Genomic DNA, 16,763 nt, shown 5'->3' on the forward strand with positions numbered 1-16,763 from the left:
CATGGCGGCCGTCGGATCGGCGGCAAGGCGCCGATCTGGCGCGCAACGGTGCCGCAGTCGCGCGTTATGTCGCGGCAGCGGCGCCACGATCACGATCCAGGCGCACTGCGCGTGCAACTCCGGCGTGTAGGTAGCGCCCATCATTCCAGTCATGCCAATCATCAAACGACCGCATTCTTCCAGCTCTTCAGGGCATTCAGGCCGCGAGCCATCTTTCGGCAGCAACGACAACCCGAGCCGCGATTACCGCTACGCGCAGCGCGAAGAAGACGACCGCGATGAGCGCGGGCGCGGTGCCCGCTCGGGTCGTTCGGGTCGTTCGATAGGCGGCACGATCGCGTTGTGGTTCGCCGGACTGTTCGCGACGCTCGCGGTGGTCGGCGCGCTGATCATCGGCTATGCGCTCGTCGTGATGGGGCCGCAACTGCCGTCGCTCGATGCGCTCACCGACTACCGCCCCAAAGTGCCGCTGCGCATCTATACGGCGGACCACGTGCTGATCGGCGAGTTCGGCGAGGAGCGTCGCAGTCTGGTGCGCTTCCAGGACATCCCCGACGTGCAGAAGAAAGCCGTGCTCGCGATCGAGGACTACCGCTTCTATGAGCATGGCGGTGTCGATTTCATCGGCATTTTGCGCGCGGGTTTCGCGGATCTCGCACATGGCGGCTCGTCGCAAGGCGCGAGCACGATCACGATGCAGGTCGCGCGCAACTTCTTCCTGTCGAGCGAGAAAACGTACACGCGCAAGATCTATGAAATGCTGCTCGCCTACAAGATCGAGCGCGCACTGACGAAGGATCAGATTCTCGAGCTGTACATGAACCAGATCTATCTGGGCGAGCGCGCGTACGGCTTCGCGGCTGCGGCGCGGGTGTACTTCGGCAAGGATCTGAAGGACATCACGCTCGCGCAGGCGGCGATGCTCGCGGGGCTGCCGAAGGCGCCGTCCGCGTACAACCCGGTCGTCAACCCGAAGCGCGCGAAGATCCGCCAGGAGTACATCCTGAAGCGGATGCTCGATCTGAACTACATCACGCAAGACCAGTACAACCAGGCCATCAAGGAAGAGATTCGTACGAAGACGGCGGGTAACGAATACAGCGTGCACGCCGAGTACATCGCGGAAATGGTCCGCCAGATGATGTACGCGCAGTACAAGGACGAGACCTACACGCGCGGTCTGAACGTCACGACGACGATCGATTCCGCGGATCAGGAAGCGGCCTATCTTGCCGTGCGCAAGGGCGTGATGGACTACGAGCGCCGTCACGGCTATCGCGGACCGGAAGGTTTCGTCGAGTTGCCGGCTGCCGGCGACGAGCGCGACGAAGCCATCGAAGACGCGCTCAACGATCACCCTGACAACGGCGAGATCATTGCGGCCGTCGTGACGTCGGCGACGCCGAAGGAAGTGAAGGCGCAATTGCTGGACGGTACGCAGGCGAGCGTGACGGGCGAGGGCTTGCGTTTCGCGGCGGGCGCGCTGTCGGCGCGTGCGGCGCAGGCGCAGCGTATCCGGCCGGGCTCGATCGTGCGCCTGATTGCCGATGCGAACGGCAACTGGCAGATCACGCAGTTGCCGCAGGTGGAAGGCGCGCTCGTGTCGATGACACCGCAGGACGGCGCGATCCGCGCGCTGGTCGGCGGCTTCGACTTCAACAAGAACAAGTTCAACCACGTGACGCAGGCATGGCGTCAGCCGGGTTCGAGTTTCAAGCCGTTCATTTATTCGGCGGCGCTCGACAAGGGCCTCGGACCGGCGACCATCATCAACGATGCACCGCTGTACTTCCCGCCGAGCGCGCCGGGCGGCGACGCGTGGGAGCCGAAGGACGACGATCAGCCGGATGGTCCGATGCCGATGCGTCTCGCGCTGCAGAAGTCGAAAAACCTCGTGTCGATCCGCATCCTGTCGTATATCGGCACGAAGTACGCGCAGGATTTCGTCACGCAGCGCTTTGGCTTCGACGCCGACAAGACGCCGCCGTATCTGCCGATGGCGCTTGGTGCCGGTCTGGTGACGCCGCTGCAATCGGCGGGTGCGTATAGCGTGTTTGCGAACGGCGGTTACCGGATCAATCCGTATCTGATCGGCGAAGTCGACGACGCGCACGGCCAGCCGCTGTCGCGCGCGCAGCCGCTGACGGCGGGCAAGGATGCGCCGCGCACGCTGGAGCCGCGCAACGCGTACATCATGAACAGCCTGTTGCATTCGGTGGCGACGGCGGGCACGGGCGCGGGCACGAATGTGCTGCATCGTAACGATCTGCAAGGCAAGACGGGTACGACGAACGATGCGAAGGACGGCTGGTTCGCCGGGTATCAGCAATCGCTGGTGGCTGTGGCGTGGATGGGATATGACCAGCCGAAGTCGCTCGGTAGCCGCGAGTTTGGCGCGCAACTGGCGTTGCCGATCTGGGTCGAGTATATGCAGCGTGCGCTGCGAGGGGTGCCGCAGGTTGAGCCTGAGATGCCTCAGGGCGTGACTTCCGTCGATGGTGAGTTGTTCTATGCGGATATGACGCCTGGGAACGGGTTTGTTGCGAGTATTGGGATGGATTCGGCGAATCCGCTCGCGAGTGGTGGGGATGCTGTCGGCGCGGTTGGGCCGGCTGGAATGACGCCGCCGGCGCCGCCGCCGAATGTTACTTCGACTGAGAGGAAGCAGATTATGGATCTGTTTGAGTCGAATAAGCCGTAAGGGGTGGAGTTGTGCGGGCGGTTTGGGTTAGGGTTTGCTTTTGCTTTTGCTTTTGCTTTCGCTGGCATCCGCGTTACGTTAGCTCGCTTCACGCGTCGCCCCTGTGCGGGGCGGCACCTACTTTTCTTTGCCGCCGCAAAGAAAAGTAGGCAAAAGAAAGCGGCTCACACCGCCAATTCTTGACGTTTGTCCACGGGCCCCCAACGGCCCCGTACTTCGCACGGCAACGCACCGGTTAGCGTGCGTTGCCAACGCTCTCTCTGTACGCCTCACCCGCTTCACGCTCCCGCATCACTTCACGTCGTGCCAGACAGTCTGCCGCCGCCCAGGTGGCAAACTGTGTGTCGGCTTTCGCACCGTACACGCATCACTCCGGACTCGGTAGCACGATTGGTGTCTCTGGTAAGAGCGCCAACCTCTGCGGTGCGACAACCTACACACAGTTTGCCACCTGGGCGGCGCGTACCATTCGCTGCCGCTTGCGCAAGTACGGGTGTCCGAAGCAGGTGAGGCGCTTGTTCAGAGCGCTGGCAACGAACGTGGGTCACGTGGTTGCCGTGTGAAGCGTAAGAACCTTTGGGGGCCCTCAGGCAAGAACAAGTGCTGGCGGTGTGAGCCGCTTTCTTTTGCCTACTTTTCTTTGCGGCGGCAAAGAAAAGTAGGTGCCGCCCCGCACAGGGGCGACGCGTGAAGCACGCTAACGAATCGCGGATGCCAGCGCAAAGGGCAAAACGCAAAACGCGGCTGCCAGCGCAAAGGCAAACAAACCAAAACCAAACAAACCAAAACCAAACAAACCAAAACCAAACAAACCAAAACCAAACAAACCAAAACCAAACAAACCAAAACCAAACAAACCAAAACCAAACAAACCAAAACCAAACCGCCCCCGCTAGAACAAGCCGGTGAACAAAAACCGTTGATAACACCAACCCCGAGATTCACTGCACAACAGGCGACGCCAATCCTTCGCCCGGAGGATCCCCCATCGCCTGAAACAACGCCGCCGTATCGTTCAGTCTCGCACCGGTAAACCGAATCTCATCAAGCCGCGCATTGCGATACTGCTGCTCGCTCGCCCGCGCCGCGGTAACCGGCACAGCCCCCAGCCGATACCTCGCAGCCGTCTCCTCAAACGACTTCTGCGCGGCAAGCGCAGCCACACTCGCGGCATCGAGCGATTGGGCATCATGCTCGAGCGCGGCGAGCGTATCCGCGACATTCTGAAACGCCGCCAGCACAGTCTGCTTGTACTGCGACGTCGCAGCATCATACGAAGCGACCGCCGCGCGCCGCTGTGCAAACAGCGCACCGCCATGAAAGATCGGCTGCGTGATCGATGCGCCGATGCTCCAGATCGCCCCCGCGCCCGACAGCGCAACAGGCCAGCTGAATCCGCCTTGTCCCATCGACGCGCTCAGCGTCAAGCTCGGAAACATCTGCGCAGTCGCGACGCCGACATCGGCGGCAGCAGCCTTGAGCGTCGCATCGGCGGCCTGAATATCGGGGCGTGCCTTGAGCAGATCGGAAGGCACGGAGACGGGCACCTGCTCCGGCACATGCAGCGACGCAAGATCGAGCGCAGGCGGCGCCTCGTCCGGCGTACGTCCGAGCAGCACCGCAAGCGCATGCCGCGTCGTCAGCAACTGCTGGCGTGCCGGCGGCAGACTCGCGGCAAGCGAAGCAGCGCTCTGCTGCGCGTTCAACAGATCGCCATGCGATACCGCGCCGAGTGCGTAGCGGCGCTGCGTGTCGCGCGCCTGATCGTCGGCGAGCGCGACGAGCCGCTCCGTGGTTTGCACCTGCGCGTCGAGCATCGCCGCCGAAATCGCCGCGGCCACGATGTTCGCAGCCAGCGCGCGCCGCGCCGCATCGAACTGGTACGCCTGCACGTTCACACGCGACGCCAGCGCCGCATTCGCGAGCCGCGACGCGCCGAAAATATCGAACGTGTACTGCGCCTGCAACTGCCCGACAAACGTGTTGTACAGAAACGTATTCGGCCCGATCTCGGGAATCGCCAGCGCGCGCTGGCGAGCCGCCTGGCCGCCCGCATCGATGGTCGGCAACATGTTGCTGCCGACCTGTGCGCGCAACTGCTCGCGTGCAGCCGTGAGACTCTTGTCGGCGGCGGCGAGCGTCGGGCTGTTGCGCAAGCCTTCGTCGACGAGCGCGTTCAGTTGATCGGATTCGAACGTGCGCCACCATTGCGGCACCGCCTTCGCGCCCACCACGAACTGCTGCGCGACCCCTTGCGCCGGCACGGTCTGCGCCGGTTGCGGATCGGCGCCATAGTGCGCGGGTTCGGGCATCGCGGGCGGATTGCCGTTCGGGCCGAACGAACAGGCCGCCGCGAACACGCAAGCAACGGCTACGGCAACAGACCTACGGGTCAGCGAAACAAGGCTCATGTCAGTTCCCCGAATGGTCGGACGGCGCAGGGCGCGGATCGCGCTCTTCGCCGCGCACCCGGAACCACGCGGCGTACAGCGCGGGCAGATAGAACAGCGTGAGCACCGTCGCGCTCGTGATGCCGCCCATCAGCGCCGTCGCCATCGGGCCGAAGAAGTTCGAGCGCAACAGCGGAATCAGCGCGAGCACGGCGGCGGCGGCCGTCAATGTGATGGGCCGGAAGCGCCGCACCGTCGCGCCGACGATCGCATCGAAGCGCTTGTGTCCCTGCGCGATGTCCTGCTCGATCTGATCGACGAGAATCACCGAGTTGCGCATGATGATGCCGAACATCGCAATCACGCCCAGCATCGCGACAAAGCCGAACGGCTTGCCGAACAGCAGCAAGGTCGCGACCACGCCGATCAGGCCGAGCGGCGCCGTCAGCACGACCATCAGCACGCGCGCGAAGCTCTGCAACTGGATCATCAGCAACACCAGCACGGCAATGATCATGATCGGCATCTGCGCATTGATCGACGTCTGTCCCTTCGCGCTTTCCTCGACCGAACCGCCGATCTCGATGCGGTAGCCCACGGGCAGCGTCGAACGAATCTGCGCAAGCTGTTTGTCGACGGCATGCGTGACGTCGATGCCTTGCGCGTTGCCGCGCACGTCGGACTGCACGGTGATGGTCGGTTGACGGTCGCGTTCCCAGATCACGCCGTATTCGAGGTCGTCGCGCATGCGGCCGAGCGCGCCGAGCGGCACCGCGCCGTTGGGCGTGGGCATCGCGAGCGTCAGCAGTTGCGACGGGTCGACGCGCTCGTTCTTCGGCGCGCGCAGATCGACGCTGATCAGCTTGTCGCGCTCGCGGTATTGCGTGACCGTGTAGCCCGACAGCGTCATCGCCAGAAAGCTCGATACGTCCGCCGACGTCACGCCCAACTCGCGCGCTTTCTTCTGGTCGACCTCGAATCGCACCGAGCGCTCGGCGGGCTCGTCCCAGTCGAACTGAACGTTGGCTGTGCCCGGGTTCGCGCGCATCGTTGCGGCCACTTTCTCGGCGATGCCGCGCACCGTCGCGATGTCGTCGCCGCTCACGCGAAACTGCACGGGATAGCCGACAGGCGGGCCGTTTTCGAGGCGCGACAGGCGTGTGCGGATCGCGGGGAAGTCGTTGCGCAGTTTCGGTTCGAGCCAGCGCGCGAGTTTTTCGCGCTCCTCGACCGACTTCGCGGTGATCACGAACTGCGCGAAGTTCGGCTGCTGCAATTGCTGGTCGAGCGGCAGATAGAAACGCGGTGCGCCCGAGCCGACGAAATTCACCGAATGATCGATTTCGGGCCGGCCCGCAAGCGCCTTTTCGATGCGCTGCGCCTGGCGCAATGTCGCTTCGAACGAAGCGCCTTCGGGCAGCCGCACATCGACGAGCAGTTCGGGGCGGTCGGAGCTCGGGAAGAACTGCTGCGGCACGAGCGCGAAGCCCGCAAGCGACACGACGAACAGAATCACGGTAATCGCGAGCACGACGAAACGCCGCTCGATGCACCACGTGATCCAACCTGTCAGGCGTCGATAGAACCGCGTTTCGTAGATGTCGTGCTCGTGATCCTCGGGTTCGTGCGGCTGGCGTTTGCGCTCGGGCAGCAGGTGATAGCCGAGCATCGGAATCAGCACGACGGCCGCGAGCCACGAAGCGATCAGCGCAATCGCCGACACTTCGAATATCGAGCGCGTATATTCGCCCGTGCTCGACTTCGCGAGCGCGATGGGCAGGAAACCGGACACGGTGACAAGTGTGCCCGTCAGCATCGGAAACGCGGTGCTCGTATAGGCGAACGCCGCGGCACGCGTGCGGCTCCAGCCCTGTTCGAGCTTCACGGCCATCATTTCGACGGCGATGATGGCATCGTCGACGAGCAGCCCGAGCGCGAGCACCAGCGTGCCCAGCGACACCTTGTGCAAACCGATATCGAACAGATACATACACAGCGCCGTCACGGCGAGCACGACGGGAATAGAGATGACGACCACCATCCCCGTGCGTAACCCCAGCGACACGAGACTGACGACCAGCACGATCGCCACGGCTTCGGCGACGGCTTCGAGAAAGTCGTCGACGGACCGCGCGACGGCGTGCGGCATGCTCGATACTTCGACCAGTTTGAGGCCTGCGGGCAGATGCGCCTGCAAGTCCTTCATCTTCTCGTCGAGCGACTTGCCGAGCCGGATCACGTCGCCGCCTGGCTGCATCGTCACGCCGATGCCTAGCACGGGCTTGCCCTGGAAGCGCATTTGCGTGACGGGCGGATCGTCGTAGCCGCGTTTGATGGTCGCGATATCGCCGAGCCGGAACGAGCGTCCGTTGATCCGGATCAACGTGTCGGCGAGCGCATTCAGGTCTTTGAATTGTCCTGTGGGGCGCACGAACACGCGGTCGTCGTAAGTTGTCAGCGTACCGGACGTCGAGACGCTGTTCTGCGAGTTGATCGCCTGGGCGAGTTGATTCGGCGAAATGCCGAGGCGCGTCAACTGCGTATTCGTGATCTCGACATAGATGTGCTGATCGGGATCGCCGAAATAGTCGACTTTGCCGACACCCGGCACGCGCAGCAGCACCGTGCGCAATTCGTCGGCGTAGTCGCGCAGCTGCGCTGAAGAAAACCCGTCGCCTTCGAGCGTATAGATGTTCGTGTAGACGTCGCCGAACTCGTCGTTGAAGAACGGTCCCTGAATGCCTTGCGGCAGCGTCTGCGCGATATCGCCGACCTTCTTGCGCACCTGATACCAGGTCTCCGGCACATCCTTGACGGGTGCCGAGTCCTTCATCGTGAAGAAGATCAACGATTCGCCGGGGCGCGAATAGCTGCGCAGAAAATCGATCGCGGGGGTTTCCTGGAGCTTGCGGCCGATGCGATCGGTGAGCTGTTCCTGCACCTGGCGCGCGGTCGCGCCGGGCCAGAAGGTGCGGATCACCATCACGCGGAACGTGAACGGCGGATCTTCGGATTGCGCGAGCTTCGTATAGGCGAGGATGCCGAACGCCGTCGCCAGCGTGATCAGAAACACCACCAGCGCCTGATGACGCAGCGCCCATGCGGACAGGTTGAAACGTCCTTCTTCGTCGTGCACTGCGCTCATGACGCGAAATCCTCGGGATGCAACGGCGGCACGATGCGGACTGTCTCGCCCGCCGTCACCGTATGCACGCCTTGCCATACGACACGTTCGCCTTCATTCAAACCCTGCGAGATCGCAACGGTCCGCTCGGCGTAATGCGCGACCTGCACGCGGCGCAGTTCGAGCTGATCGCTACCGCTTTTCACGATCCAGACGGCGGGCTGCGTGCCGTCGTGAAACAGCGCTGTGGCCGGCAGCGTGTACAGGCTGGCATGCGCGGCGGCGTTGTCGTGCGCGAAGTCGATGTCGGCCGTCATGCCGAGGCGCACGTCGGGGCCGGGTTGGTCCAGCGTGAGCTTCGCGCGATACGTGCGGCTTTGCGGATCGGCGGCGGGCGACAGTTCGCGCACGCGTGCATTGAATGTGCGGCCCGGCAGCGCGCCGAGCCTGACGCTCGCCACCTGGCCGACGCGCAGCGACGCGAGCGCGCCTTCGGGCACGTCGCAGACCACGTCCACATCGCCTGACCACGCGAGGTTGTAGACGGCTTGTCCCGCCGACACGTTCTGCCCCGTATCCGCCTGTTCGGCCGTGATGACGCCCGCGTGATCGGCGGTGAGGGTTGCGTATTGAAGCTGGTCTTTCGCCAGCGCGGCCTGTTGCTGCGCCTGATCCCGTTGCGCCGCGGCCGACGCGTACGCGTCTTCCGTCTGTTCGAGCTGCGTCTGCGCGATCAGGTTCTCGCGCGCCTGCGCGCGGTCGCGGTCGAGCTGCTGCTTCGCATACACGAGCCGGTGCTGGGCGGCCTCGAGTTGCGCGGCGGCGCTCGCGGCGTTCTTCTGCGCGTCGGCGGGATCGAGCCGCGCGACGACCTGGCCGTTCTGCACGACATCACCCAGCCGCACGCGCCGCTCGATGATCTTGCCGGCGATCCGGAACGACAGCGGTGTCGAATAGCGCGCCTGCACCTCGCCAGGCAGCGATGCGGCGAGCGGCTGGCCGTCGGCATGCACGGCGACGGCGACGACGGGCCGCGGCGCAGGCGCGGCGGCTTCCTGGTTGTGACATGCGGCGAGTGCGAGTGCGGCCGCCAGCACGAGTGCGCCGAGCGGGGCGCGAGGAAGCAACGCGGACGAAGTGGACTGCTTGCGCGCGATGGCTGGCGCGCCACGACGGGAACGATTCAAGATGCCCCCAGGCTGAGATGCAAACGGATACGGCAAGCCAGAGGCTACCGACGGCGTGCAGCGAAGCGGGCCGCGAGCGTTTCGTTTCGCGTCGCAACGCGGCTCATTGCTTCAGATGGTGAATTGCATTCTAATACACACCTGTATCTGAATGCAAAACTGAATCGTGTCGGGGAACGATGCTAGACTGTTAAACATGAAACGCAAACGACTCACACGCGAACAGAGCAAAGACCAGACGCGCCTGCGTCTGCTGGATGCTGCGCAGGCCATTTTCATGAAGAAGGGGTTCGTCGCCGCGAGCGTCGAAGACATCGCGGAGGCGGCGGGTTACACGCGCGGCGCGTTCTATTCGAACTTCCGCAGCAAGCCCGAACTGTTTCTGGAGTTGTTGCGACGCGATCACGAGTCGATGCAGGCGGATCTGCAGAACATCTTCGAAGCGAACGCGACGCGGGAAGATATGGAAGCGAGCGTGCTGCGCTATTACAGCCGCATGCCGAGCGAGAACAAGTGCTTCCTGCTGTGGGTGGAGGCGAAGCTGCTGGCCGCGCGCGACGTGCGGTTCCGCGTGCGCTTCAATGCGTTCATGCATGAGAAGCTCGAGCAACTCACGGCGTACATCACGGAGTTCTCGGTGCGCGTCGGCACGCCGCTGCCGTTGCCGGCCGAGACGCTGGCGCTGGGGCTGATGGGTTTGTGCGACGGCATGCAGTTTTTCTTTACCGTCGATCCTCAACGTTTTTCGGCCGGGCGCGCGGAAGAAGTGCTCGGCAGTTTCTTCGCGCGCGTCGTGTTCGGCAGGACGATGGAATAGCGCGCGGGCCGCTCAGATCCAGACGTCGTTGGCGGCGGTGCGTTCGCTGGTTTCGCTGCCCGTGTTCTTCACGCCGCGCGGCTCGATCAACAACAGTTTCACTTCTTTCTCCGCGTAGGGCTTGTGCTCCTTGCCCTTCGGTACGACGAACATGTCGCCCGCTGAAAGCTTCACCGCGCCGTCGCGAAAGTCGATGCGCAGCTCGCCGTCGAGCACGATGAATGTTTCGTCCGTATCCGCGTGGTCGTGCCAGATAAAATCGCCTTCTATCTTTACCAGCTTGAACTGGTAGTCGTTCATCTCGGCGACCACGCGCGCTTGCCATTGATCGTTGATCAGGCTCAGCTTGCTGGCGAAATTGATGGGGAAATAGGAGGAGGACATCGCGTTTCCTTGTGTTGAAAGTCGATGCCGTGGAGTGTAAAGACGCGGCCGTGCACGCGTCTTGAACGTTCGTGCAAACGCGCGCGGTTCTCAGCGGGTTTGCGCGTTGATCATCCGCACCCAGCGCGATGGCGTCACGCCATAAGTGGACACGAAGTGCCGCGTCATGTGGCTCTGATCCGCAAAACCCGCAGTCGCGGCGGCATCGACCAGCGCCATGCCGCCGAGCATCGATTGACGCGCGGCATCGAGACGCCGCATTGTCAGATAGCGATGCGGGCTGGTGCCGAAGAACGCCCGGAAATCGCGCGACAGGCTCCAGCGGTCGCGGCCGCTCGCGGCGGCCAGTTCATCGAGCGTCACTGGGCGTTCGAGCGCGGTGTGCAGGTAGTCTCGCGCCAGTTGCGCGGCGCGGAAGTCGGCCGAGGCGCGCAGTGGCCGCGCGCCCGACACGGCGTCGAGCGCATGCGCGAGATCGAAGAGCGCGTCGTCCTGTTCGAGCGGGTCCATGGCGCGGTCGATGCCTTGCAGCAGCGCTTGCGTCGCGGCAGCGAGACGCGGATCGTCCGACAAACCGCCTTCGATGAACGGCAGCGGCTTGCCGCCGAGCGCCGCCTGGAACAGTGCGGGCTCGACATAGATCATCCGGTAGCGGAAGCCTTCGGCGGTGCCGGCCTGACCGTCGTGCGCCTCGTCGGGGTGCAGCACCATGGTGCCGCCGGGCAGACTGTTGCGCACGCTGCGCCGGTAGTGAAAGCTCTGCACGCCCGCGAGCGTGCAACCGATCGCGTAAGTATCGTGCCGGTGCAGTGCGTAGCCGTTGTGCTGGAAGAATGCCTCGATGCGCTCGACGCCATCCCGCGCGGGCGCGCGCCGGATCCAGTCGTGGTTGCGCCGCGCACTGTCCGAAGGCGTTCCGGTTGCCGCTACGGCGGTCGAGCCAAGGTCCTGCATGGATTCGCCGTCAGATGCCAAGGCCCGGCCCGAAATTGCTGCCGATCAGTTTCGTCACCGATTCGATATCCGCGTAATCCTGCTCGGGCAGGCCGTCGAGCATCGACAGCACCTCGTTGCTGGCGCCGGCATCGCGCGCGGCATCGACGAGCGCGTCCTTGTTGAGCGGGTAGGTGACGCCGCTCAGGATATCTGCGATCTGCAGGTCAATCGATTCACCCGGAATAGTCGATCCCGTCATGCTTGCGCTCCGTTGTTCTGAAAGTGGCTGGCGCGAGCGGGACGATCCGCCCATCGAATCATGGTCGAGGTCGACGTATTTCGCGCCGTCATGTCTGCAGATGTTCATCCCGTGCCACGAAGCCTCGATCCAGATGCCTCGACTTCGGCAGCGCGATGTGCTCCCATCGCTCCGGCCGGATGTCGGTCTGGGCCGCGACGTCCGGCGCGGCGGGCGCGACGGGGGCAGCGTTGGCGCGGGCGGCGGCCGTGTCGATCGTGCCGTCCGTCGCCGTATGCACCGGCGCGGCGAAACACGAAGCGGACAACGTCACCATGATCAACAGCGTCGAGGTTTTCATCGCTCGACCTCCTTATGCCTGGCAGCGCAGGAACTGCATGCAAGCGGTATGCCATTGCGACAACGACGTACTGGCGCCCGCCCCACGCGGTCGCCGTCTGCGAGCACCGCGCGTCCCCCTCATATTACGCCAGTTATTTTTACAAGCGCTGGTGAGGCGCCGGGAAGCACGGAAATCGGCTTCGGTTGATGGAGGTTGGAGGCGGTTTCGTGTCGGGCAGGCGTGCCCGAGCCAGCGCCGGCGCGGGTCCGCGCGATGCGCCGCGCATCCTCTATGTAGAAAGCGGGTGGCGTTAACCCGGCACGAACCGCGTGCGAACCGTCAGCGCAACACGTCGAAGCGCGTCCACGGCCACGAAGGCCGGTCGCGCATATAGCCGTTCAGCCAGTTCCACTGCGGATGGCGCTTCATGAACGCCTGCGCGTCGAACGGCCGGCCGCATGGATGGCCCCAGCGCGCGAAAAACGCCATGTCGCGCGCCATGTCGCTGTCGACCACCTTGCCGTCGTTCGCGCCCCACGGATTGAACGGGCCGTGATCGGAGCTGCCGAAGCGCTGGTCGTCCAGCTCCAGGTGTCCGCAGATGGTCCTCGAGCAGGGATTGTCTGGGCGATCGAGATAGACGTCGTGATGGTCGGCGATCATCTGCTTGGCCAGCTCGACGTCGATCCTGCCGTGATGTGTCTCCTCCAGTTGCATGAAACGCAGCCGCCGCGCGCCGTTGCGCCGCACGTCGGTGTAGTCCTCGCCTTCGCCCGTGCATTCCTGATTGCGGATTTTCAGATCGGTGGCCGTGTTGTAGCCGCTGTAGAAGCCGTCCTTCGTGCTTTCGAAGCCGGAGTAATGCAGGCCGAGTTCATAGCGCGCGATCTCGCCCGTTTTCGCATCGCCGAGCAGCCAGCTGTTCGCGTAGCCGCCGTTGTTCGCAAGCGCGAACATCTCGCACCATTCGCCGATGCTGTTCGCGTACTGCGTTGCGTGCCGCGAGCGGTAGAACTCGGGCGCGCCCGATGCGTTGTAGCCCGCGAAATTCGAAATCGTGGTTTCCGTCACCATCAGGCCCGCCGACGTCACCCAGAAATCCGTCAGGCTGGAAATGCAGCCAGGCAGCCCCTGCATCAGAATCCGGTTGCCCGCGGCGGGTACGATGTCGAACACGACGTTGAACGCGTCGCCCGCGGCGTAGCGATCCCACGAGTTGTGCGCCATCACGATGCGGCCGTCGCGCGTCGCGCTGCCCGTCGCGATGAACGCGCTGCAGTGATGCCCGCGGCGGCCCCGCCACGGCTTCAGGCCGAGTTGCGGCTTCTGCTGCGCGGCGTGCTGCGGCCACCAGCTTTGCAGCAAATCCATATAACCGTTCCACGCGAGCACTTCGGCGAACGTGAGTCCGGCGCCGTCGGCGATGCCCTGGATCTCGTCGGCGGATTCGCTGTCGATACGTGGCGCGAACTGCTCGACGGCAGCATTGACGAACGTGTCGAATTCCTCGCCCGTGTCCCATTTCGCGAGATAGCGGGCGGTGTGGATCGCGCTCTGGATTTCGGCGGCGAGCAAGGTGCCGTGCTGCTCGCCGCGCTCGTACGGCTCGCCTTCGATATGCACGAAGATCCAGCCAGCGTGGTCGCGGCGCACGGCATCGATGGACGGTTTGCTCATACTCGCTCCCGCTCGCAGTGCGGGCATCTCCGCCGGCGTTGCTCAGCGCCGTGCATCGCGGGATGCGGCTTGCGGCTCGTTCATGGTCAATCCATTGTAGGGAACCTGGCGCGCTTTGCCATGCGCCTGACGCGTGCCGCACAAGCGATGACGGCTAGCGCGGGTTCATGCGGAAATACGCATCGAGCAGCGACGTCTTGTAGACCACGCCCGCGAGCGTCGGCCGTGCGGCGCTTTCGACCACGGGCAGCCGTTCGCCCTGGAACGCCATGAAGTGCTGGAGCGCGACGCCGATCGGCATGTCGGGCGTGAGCACGTCGAAATGCGGCTGCAGATAATCGGCCGCTGTTTTCGCCGACGTGTCGCGCTTGTCGAGCAGATCGGACGTGATGTCCTTCAGCGCGACCACGCCGAGAAAGCAGCCGGTGTGATCCGTCACGTACAGATACTTGACGGGGTATTCGAGGAACACGCGCGTCATGTCCTGCACGGTCGCGTCCGGTTGCACGACGGTTTGCGGCGGGCGGATCAGCTCGCGCATCTGCGTCGCGCGCAGCCGCATGCGCTCCTGTTCCTCGCGGTTGCGGTGCAGCGTGACCTCGTACATCGACGTCTTGCCGATCGCACGCGCCGCGAAATACGCGACCACGCACGACACCATCAGCGGCAGCACGACCTGATAGCTCAACGTCATTTCGAAGATCATCAGGATCGCCATCAGCGGCGCCTGGGTGGCGCCCGCGAGAAACGCGCCCATGCCGACCATCGCGTAGGCGAACGGCGCGGATGTCGCGTGCGGCCACAGCGTATTCATGCCGAGCCCGAACAGCGAGCCGAGCACCGCGCCGAAGAAGAGCGTCGGCGTGAAGATGCCGCCCACGGCGCCCGAGCCGACCGTCGCCGCCGTCGCGATCAGCTTGAACACCAGCACGATGACGAGCGCCGACCAGGTCCATGGCGAATGCAGGATCGCGTTGACGACGCTATAGCCGTTGCCCCACACCTCCGGCGTCCACACCGACAGAATGCCGACGATCAGGCCGCCAAGCGCCAGCCGCACGGGGAGCGGGACGGGCAGGCGGCGAAAGCCGGCCTTGGCGGTGTCCATCAGGCGCAGGAACTGCGGCGCGGCCGCGCCGCACAGCAGGCCGAGCGCGACGAACAACAGCACTTCGAGTCCCGCGACGGGCGGGAACACGGGCATCTCGTAAGGCGGCTTGTAACCGGCGAACTCCCGCATGACGATGTTCGAAACCACCGACGCCACTACGACGGGCCCGAAACTTTCCATCGCGATCGAGCCGAGCACGAGTTCGGTGACGAAGAACGCGCCCGCGATGGGCGCGTTGTATGCCGACGTGATGCCCGCCGCCGCGCCGCACGCCACGAGCAGCTTCAGACGCGGCGGGTCGAAATGCACGACGCGCCCGATCAGCGACGCACACAATGCGGCAAGCTGCACCATCGGCCCTTCGCGGCCGATCGAGCCGCCGCTCGAAATCGTGAACAGCGACGACGCGCTGCGCCACAGGCTGAGGCGCACGGGCACGACGCCGTCGCCGATCACGACGGCTTCCATGTAATCCGTATGCTGTTTCCTGTCGGCGCCACGCTGCGCGATGACGAGCAGCACGCCCGCGGCGAGTCCGCCCAACGCGGGCAACGCGATACGCATCGCAATGGGCAGACGCCGGGCCATTTCGACGAGACTGCCGTCCTGTCCAGTGAACGCGCGCTGCATCAGCGAAATGCCTTCGCGAAAGGCAATCGTCGCGAAGGCGCCCACGATGCCGACGATCACCGACCACACCAGCATCGTATGCGCGTCGGACAGGCGGAAGAGATGGGCGGCGCGGGTGCGCAGTCTCAGCAGGAATGAAAGCACGGCAGGAGCGGGCGTTTAGGGTTGGTATGGGTGGCGCGCAAGCCTTCGCATGGTATCGGCATTGCGCGACGACTGGGTGGAGAGGGGCGCGCTAGCGGGCATGCGCGCCGCAACGTGGCGAAAAGATGCCGTCAGTGCGTATCAACGCGGGTCCTTGTCCAGTTCCGGGTAGTGCCGGAAAACGCAGGTTTCGTTGTAAGGCAGACGCCGTTCCGAGTCGAGATAGGCGGCGATGTTCGGGCGCTTGAGCACCGCGTCGTGCAGCCTCGCAAGACGCGGGTGACGCTCGCCGAAATGCTTCATTCCGCGTGGAAAGGCGTAATGCAGCCCGTCGATCAGCTGGAACATCGACAGATCGACATAGGTCAGCGTGTCGCCGACCATGTGTTTGTCGCCGGCGGGGTTCTGCTTCAGCACACGCTCGAAATAGCCCATGAACTTCGGAATCCGGTTGTCGATGAAATCCGTCGCACGGATTTTGGCGGCCTCTTTCTGTTCCTCGTAGTACATGCCCGAGGCGAGCGGGTGGTGCGTATCGTGCGCTTCCGTGACCATGTCGGCGATGGTCAGCTGCAGGCCGTTCGCGACGTAGCGCAGGCTCTCGACCTGCGGCGCGAGATTCAGCTTCGGCCCGAGGTAGAACAGGATGTTCGCCGTCTGCGAGACGATCAGGTCGCCGTCCTGCAGAAAGGGCGGCGCATAGGGCAGGTACGCTTCCGACCGGCTGTCCATCACGTCGATCATCGCGCCCGTGCCGAGCCCGTCCTGTTCGTCGCCGCGCGCTACCTCGACATAGTCCGCGCGCGCTTCTTCCAGCGCCAGCCGCACGAATTCGCCGCGGCCCTGCAATCCATCCCAGTAATAGAGCTGATAAGTCATCGGTCGGTCCTTGTTCGGTTGTCGGCGGCGCGGGAGCGCGCCACGTTTGCACACGGAAAGGGAGCTAGAAGTATGCCGCGCGATGCTTGCCGCAGGTGTGCCTGTCGCCAGGCAAGAAAGCGCCCGGGCCCGATCGCGAAGTTGCAGCCCGGAAAGCACAAAAGCCCCGCGCGCGGCGGGGCTTGTTCGGTCGGGATGCCGG

13 protein-coding genes are annotated in these 16,763 nt (G+C 64.2%); 2 read left to right on the plus strand and 11 right to left on the minus strand.

Translation table 11 applies throughout. The features are described from left to right. The first annotated feature begins 151 nt into the window (after positions 1-151). A complete protein-coding gene (locus C2L66_RS06900) occupies positions 152-2,701 on the plus strand; it encodes a penicillin-binding protein 1A (RefSeq protein ID WP_060601178.1) in 2,550 nt (849 codons plus the stop codon). Between the two features lie 697 nt (positions 2,702-3,398). Here the strand turns inward: C2L66_RS06900 and C2L66_RS40555 are convergent. From C2L66_RS40555 to C2L66_RS06920, 4 genes are all read right to left on the minus strand, one after another. Further along, a complete protein-coding gene (locus C2L66_RS40555) occupies positions 3,399-3,572 on the minus strand; it encodes a hypothetical protein (protein WP_158512158.1) in 174 nt (57 codons plus the stop codon). Between the two features lie 70 nt (positions 3,573-3,642). Continuing rightward, entirely contained in the window at positions 3,643-5,112 is a 1,470-nt protein-coding gene (locus C2L66_RS06910) for an efflux transporter outer membrane subunit (RefSeq protein ID WP_060601174.1), read from the minus strand. A gap of 1 nt (position 5,113) precedes the next feature. Further along, on the minus strand, positions 5,114-8,236 hold the full coding sequence (locus C2L66_RS06915) for an efflux RND transporter permease subunit (protein WP_060601171.1): 3,123 nt from the start codon (positions 8,234-8,236) through the stop codon (positions 5,114-5,116). Beyond that, entirely contained in the window at positions 8,233-9,342 is a 1,110-nt protein-coding gene (locus C2L66_RS06920) for an efflux RND transporter periplasmic adaptor subunit (protein WP_176056910.1), read from the minus strand. The genes C2L66_RS06915 and C2L66_RS06920 overlap by 4 nt, the downstream gene beginning before the upstream one ends. Before the next feature lie 256 nt (positions 9,343-9,598). On the opposite strand from C2L66_RS06920, the gene C2L66_RS06925 reads away from it, so the two are divergent. Further along, positions 9,599-10,219, plus strand: coding sequence for a TetR/AcrR family transcriptional regulator (locus C2L66_RS06925; RefSeq protein WP_054934535.1), 621 nt, complete (start codon positions 9,599-9,601; stop codon positions 10,217-10,219). Between the two features lie 12 nt (positions 10,220-10,231). Here C2L66_RS06925 and C2L66_RS06930 read toward each other — a convergent pair whose 3' ends face one another. From C2L66_RS06930 to C2L66_RS06960, 7 genes are all read right to left on the minus strand, one after another. Then, positions 10,232-10,603 (minus strand): cupin domain-containing protein, encoded by a 372-nt coding sequence (locus C2L66_RS06930; RefSeq protein ID WP_054934536.1) that lies wholly within the window; start codon positions 10,601-10,603, stop codon positions 10,232-10,234. A gap of 90 nt (positions 10,604-10,693) precedes the next feature. Next, positions 10,694-11,557 carry an AraC family transcriptional regulator gene (locus C2L66_RS06935; protein ID WP_060601168.1) on the minus strand — a complete coding sequence of 288 codons (864 nt, stop codon included), beginning with the start codon at positions 11,555-11,557 and terminating at the stop codon, positions 10,694-10,696. Positions 11,558-11,567: 10 nt separating this feature from the next. Then, on the minus strand, positions 11,568-11,798 hold the full coding sequence (locus tag C2L66_RS06940) for a DUF2795 domain-containing protein (protein ID WP_060601164.1): 231 nt from the start codon (positions 11,796-11,798) through the stop codon (positions 11,568-11,570). Positions 11,799-11,886: 88 nt separating this feature from the next. Beyond that, entirely contained in the window at positions 11,887-12,138 is a 252-nt protein-coding gene (locus C2L66_RS06945) for a hypothetical protein (RefSeq protein WP_054934539.1), read from the minus strand. 321 nt (positions 12,139-12,459) lie between these two features. After that, the gene (locus C2L66_RS06950; protein WP_054934540.1) at positions 12,460-13,797 is read right to left on the minus strand and encodes a C45 family autoproteolytic acyltransferase/hydolase; all 1,338 of its coding nucleotides are present in this window, start codon (positions 13,795-13,797) and stop codon (positions 12,460-12,462) included. Between the two features lie 154 nt (positions 13,798-13,951). Continuing rightward, positions 13,952-15,682: a ClcB-like voltage-gated chloride channel protein gene (locus tag C2L66_RS06955; RefSeq protein WP_060601161.1), complete on the minus strand. Its 1,731-nt coding sequence runs from the start codon at positions 15,680-15,682 to the stop codon at positions 13,952-13,954. 141 nt (positions 15,683-15,823) lie between these two features. After that, positions 15,824-16,561: a glutathione S-transferase gene (locus C2L66_RS06960; RefSeq protein ID WP_060601158.1), complete on the minus strand. Its 738-nt coding sequence runs from the start codon at positions 16,559-16,561 to the stop codon at positions 15,824-15,826. Positions 16,562-16,763: the final 202 nt, after the last annotated feature.

It is taken from the genome of Paraburkholderia caribensis (genome assembly GCF_002902945.1).
Taxonomy (GTDB): Bacteria; Pseudomonadota; Gammaproteobacteria; order Burkholderiales; family Burkholderiaceae; genus Paraburkholderia; species Paraburkholderia caribensis.

Excerpts from the sequence above, each read along its gene's own strand:
- C2L66_RS06925 (WP_054934535.1), top strand. The coding sequence starts at position 9,599 with ATGAAACGCAAACGACTCACACGCGAACAGAGCAAAGACCAGACGCGC.
- C2L66_RS06935 (WP_060601168.1), bottom strand. The coding sequence starts at position 11,557 with ATGCAGGACCTTGGCTCGACCGCCGTAGCGGCAACCGGAACGCCTTCG.
- C2L66_RS06900 (WP_060601178.1), top strand. The coding sequence starts at position 152 with ATGCCAATCATCAAACGACCGCATTCTTCCAGCTCTTCAGGGCATTCA.
- C2L66_RS06940 (WP_060601164.1), bottom strand. The coding sequence starts at position 11,798 with ATGACGGGATCGACTATTCCGGGTGAATCGATTGACCTGCAGATCGCA.
- C2L66_RS06945 (WP_054934539.1), bottom strand. The coding sequence starts at position 12,138 with ATGAAAACCTCGACGCTGTTGATCATGGTGACGTTGTCCGCTTCGTGT.
- C2L66_RS06910 (WP_060601174.1), bottom strand. The coding sequence starts at position 5,112 with ATGAGCCTTGTTTCGCTGACCCGTAGGTCTGTTGCCGTAGCCGTTGCT.
- C2L66_RS06960 (WP_060601158.1), bottom strand. The coding sequence starts at position 16,561 with ATGACTTATCAGCTCTATTACTGGGATGGATTGCAGGGCCGCGGCGAA.
- C2L66_RS06950 (WP_054934540.1), bottom strand. The coding sequence starts at position 13,797 with ATGAGCAAACCGTCCATCGATGCCGTGCGCCGCGACCACGCTGGCTGG.
- C2L66_RS06915 (WP_060601171.1), bottom strand. The coding sequence starts at position 8,236 with ATGAGCGCAGTGCACGACGAAGAAGGACGTTTCAACCTGTCCGCATGG.
- C2L66_RS06930 (WP_054934536.1), bottom strand. The coding sequence starts at position 10,603 with ATGTCCTCCTCCTATTTCCCCATCAATTTCGCCAGCAAGCTGAGCCTG.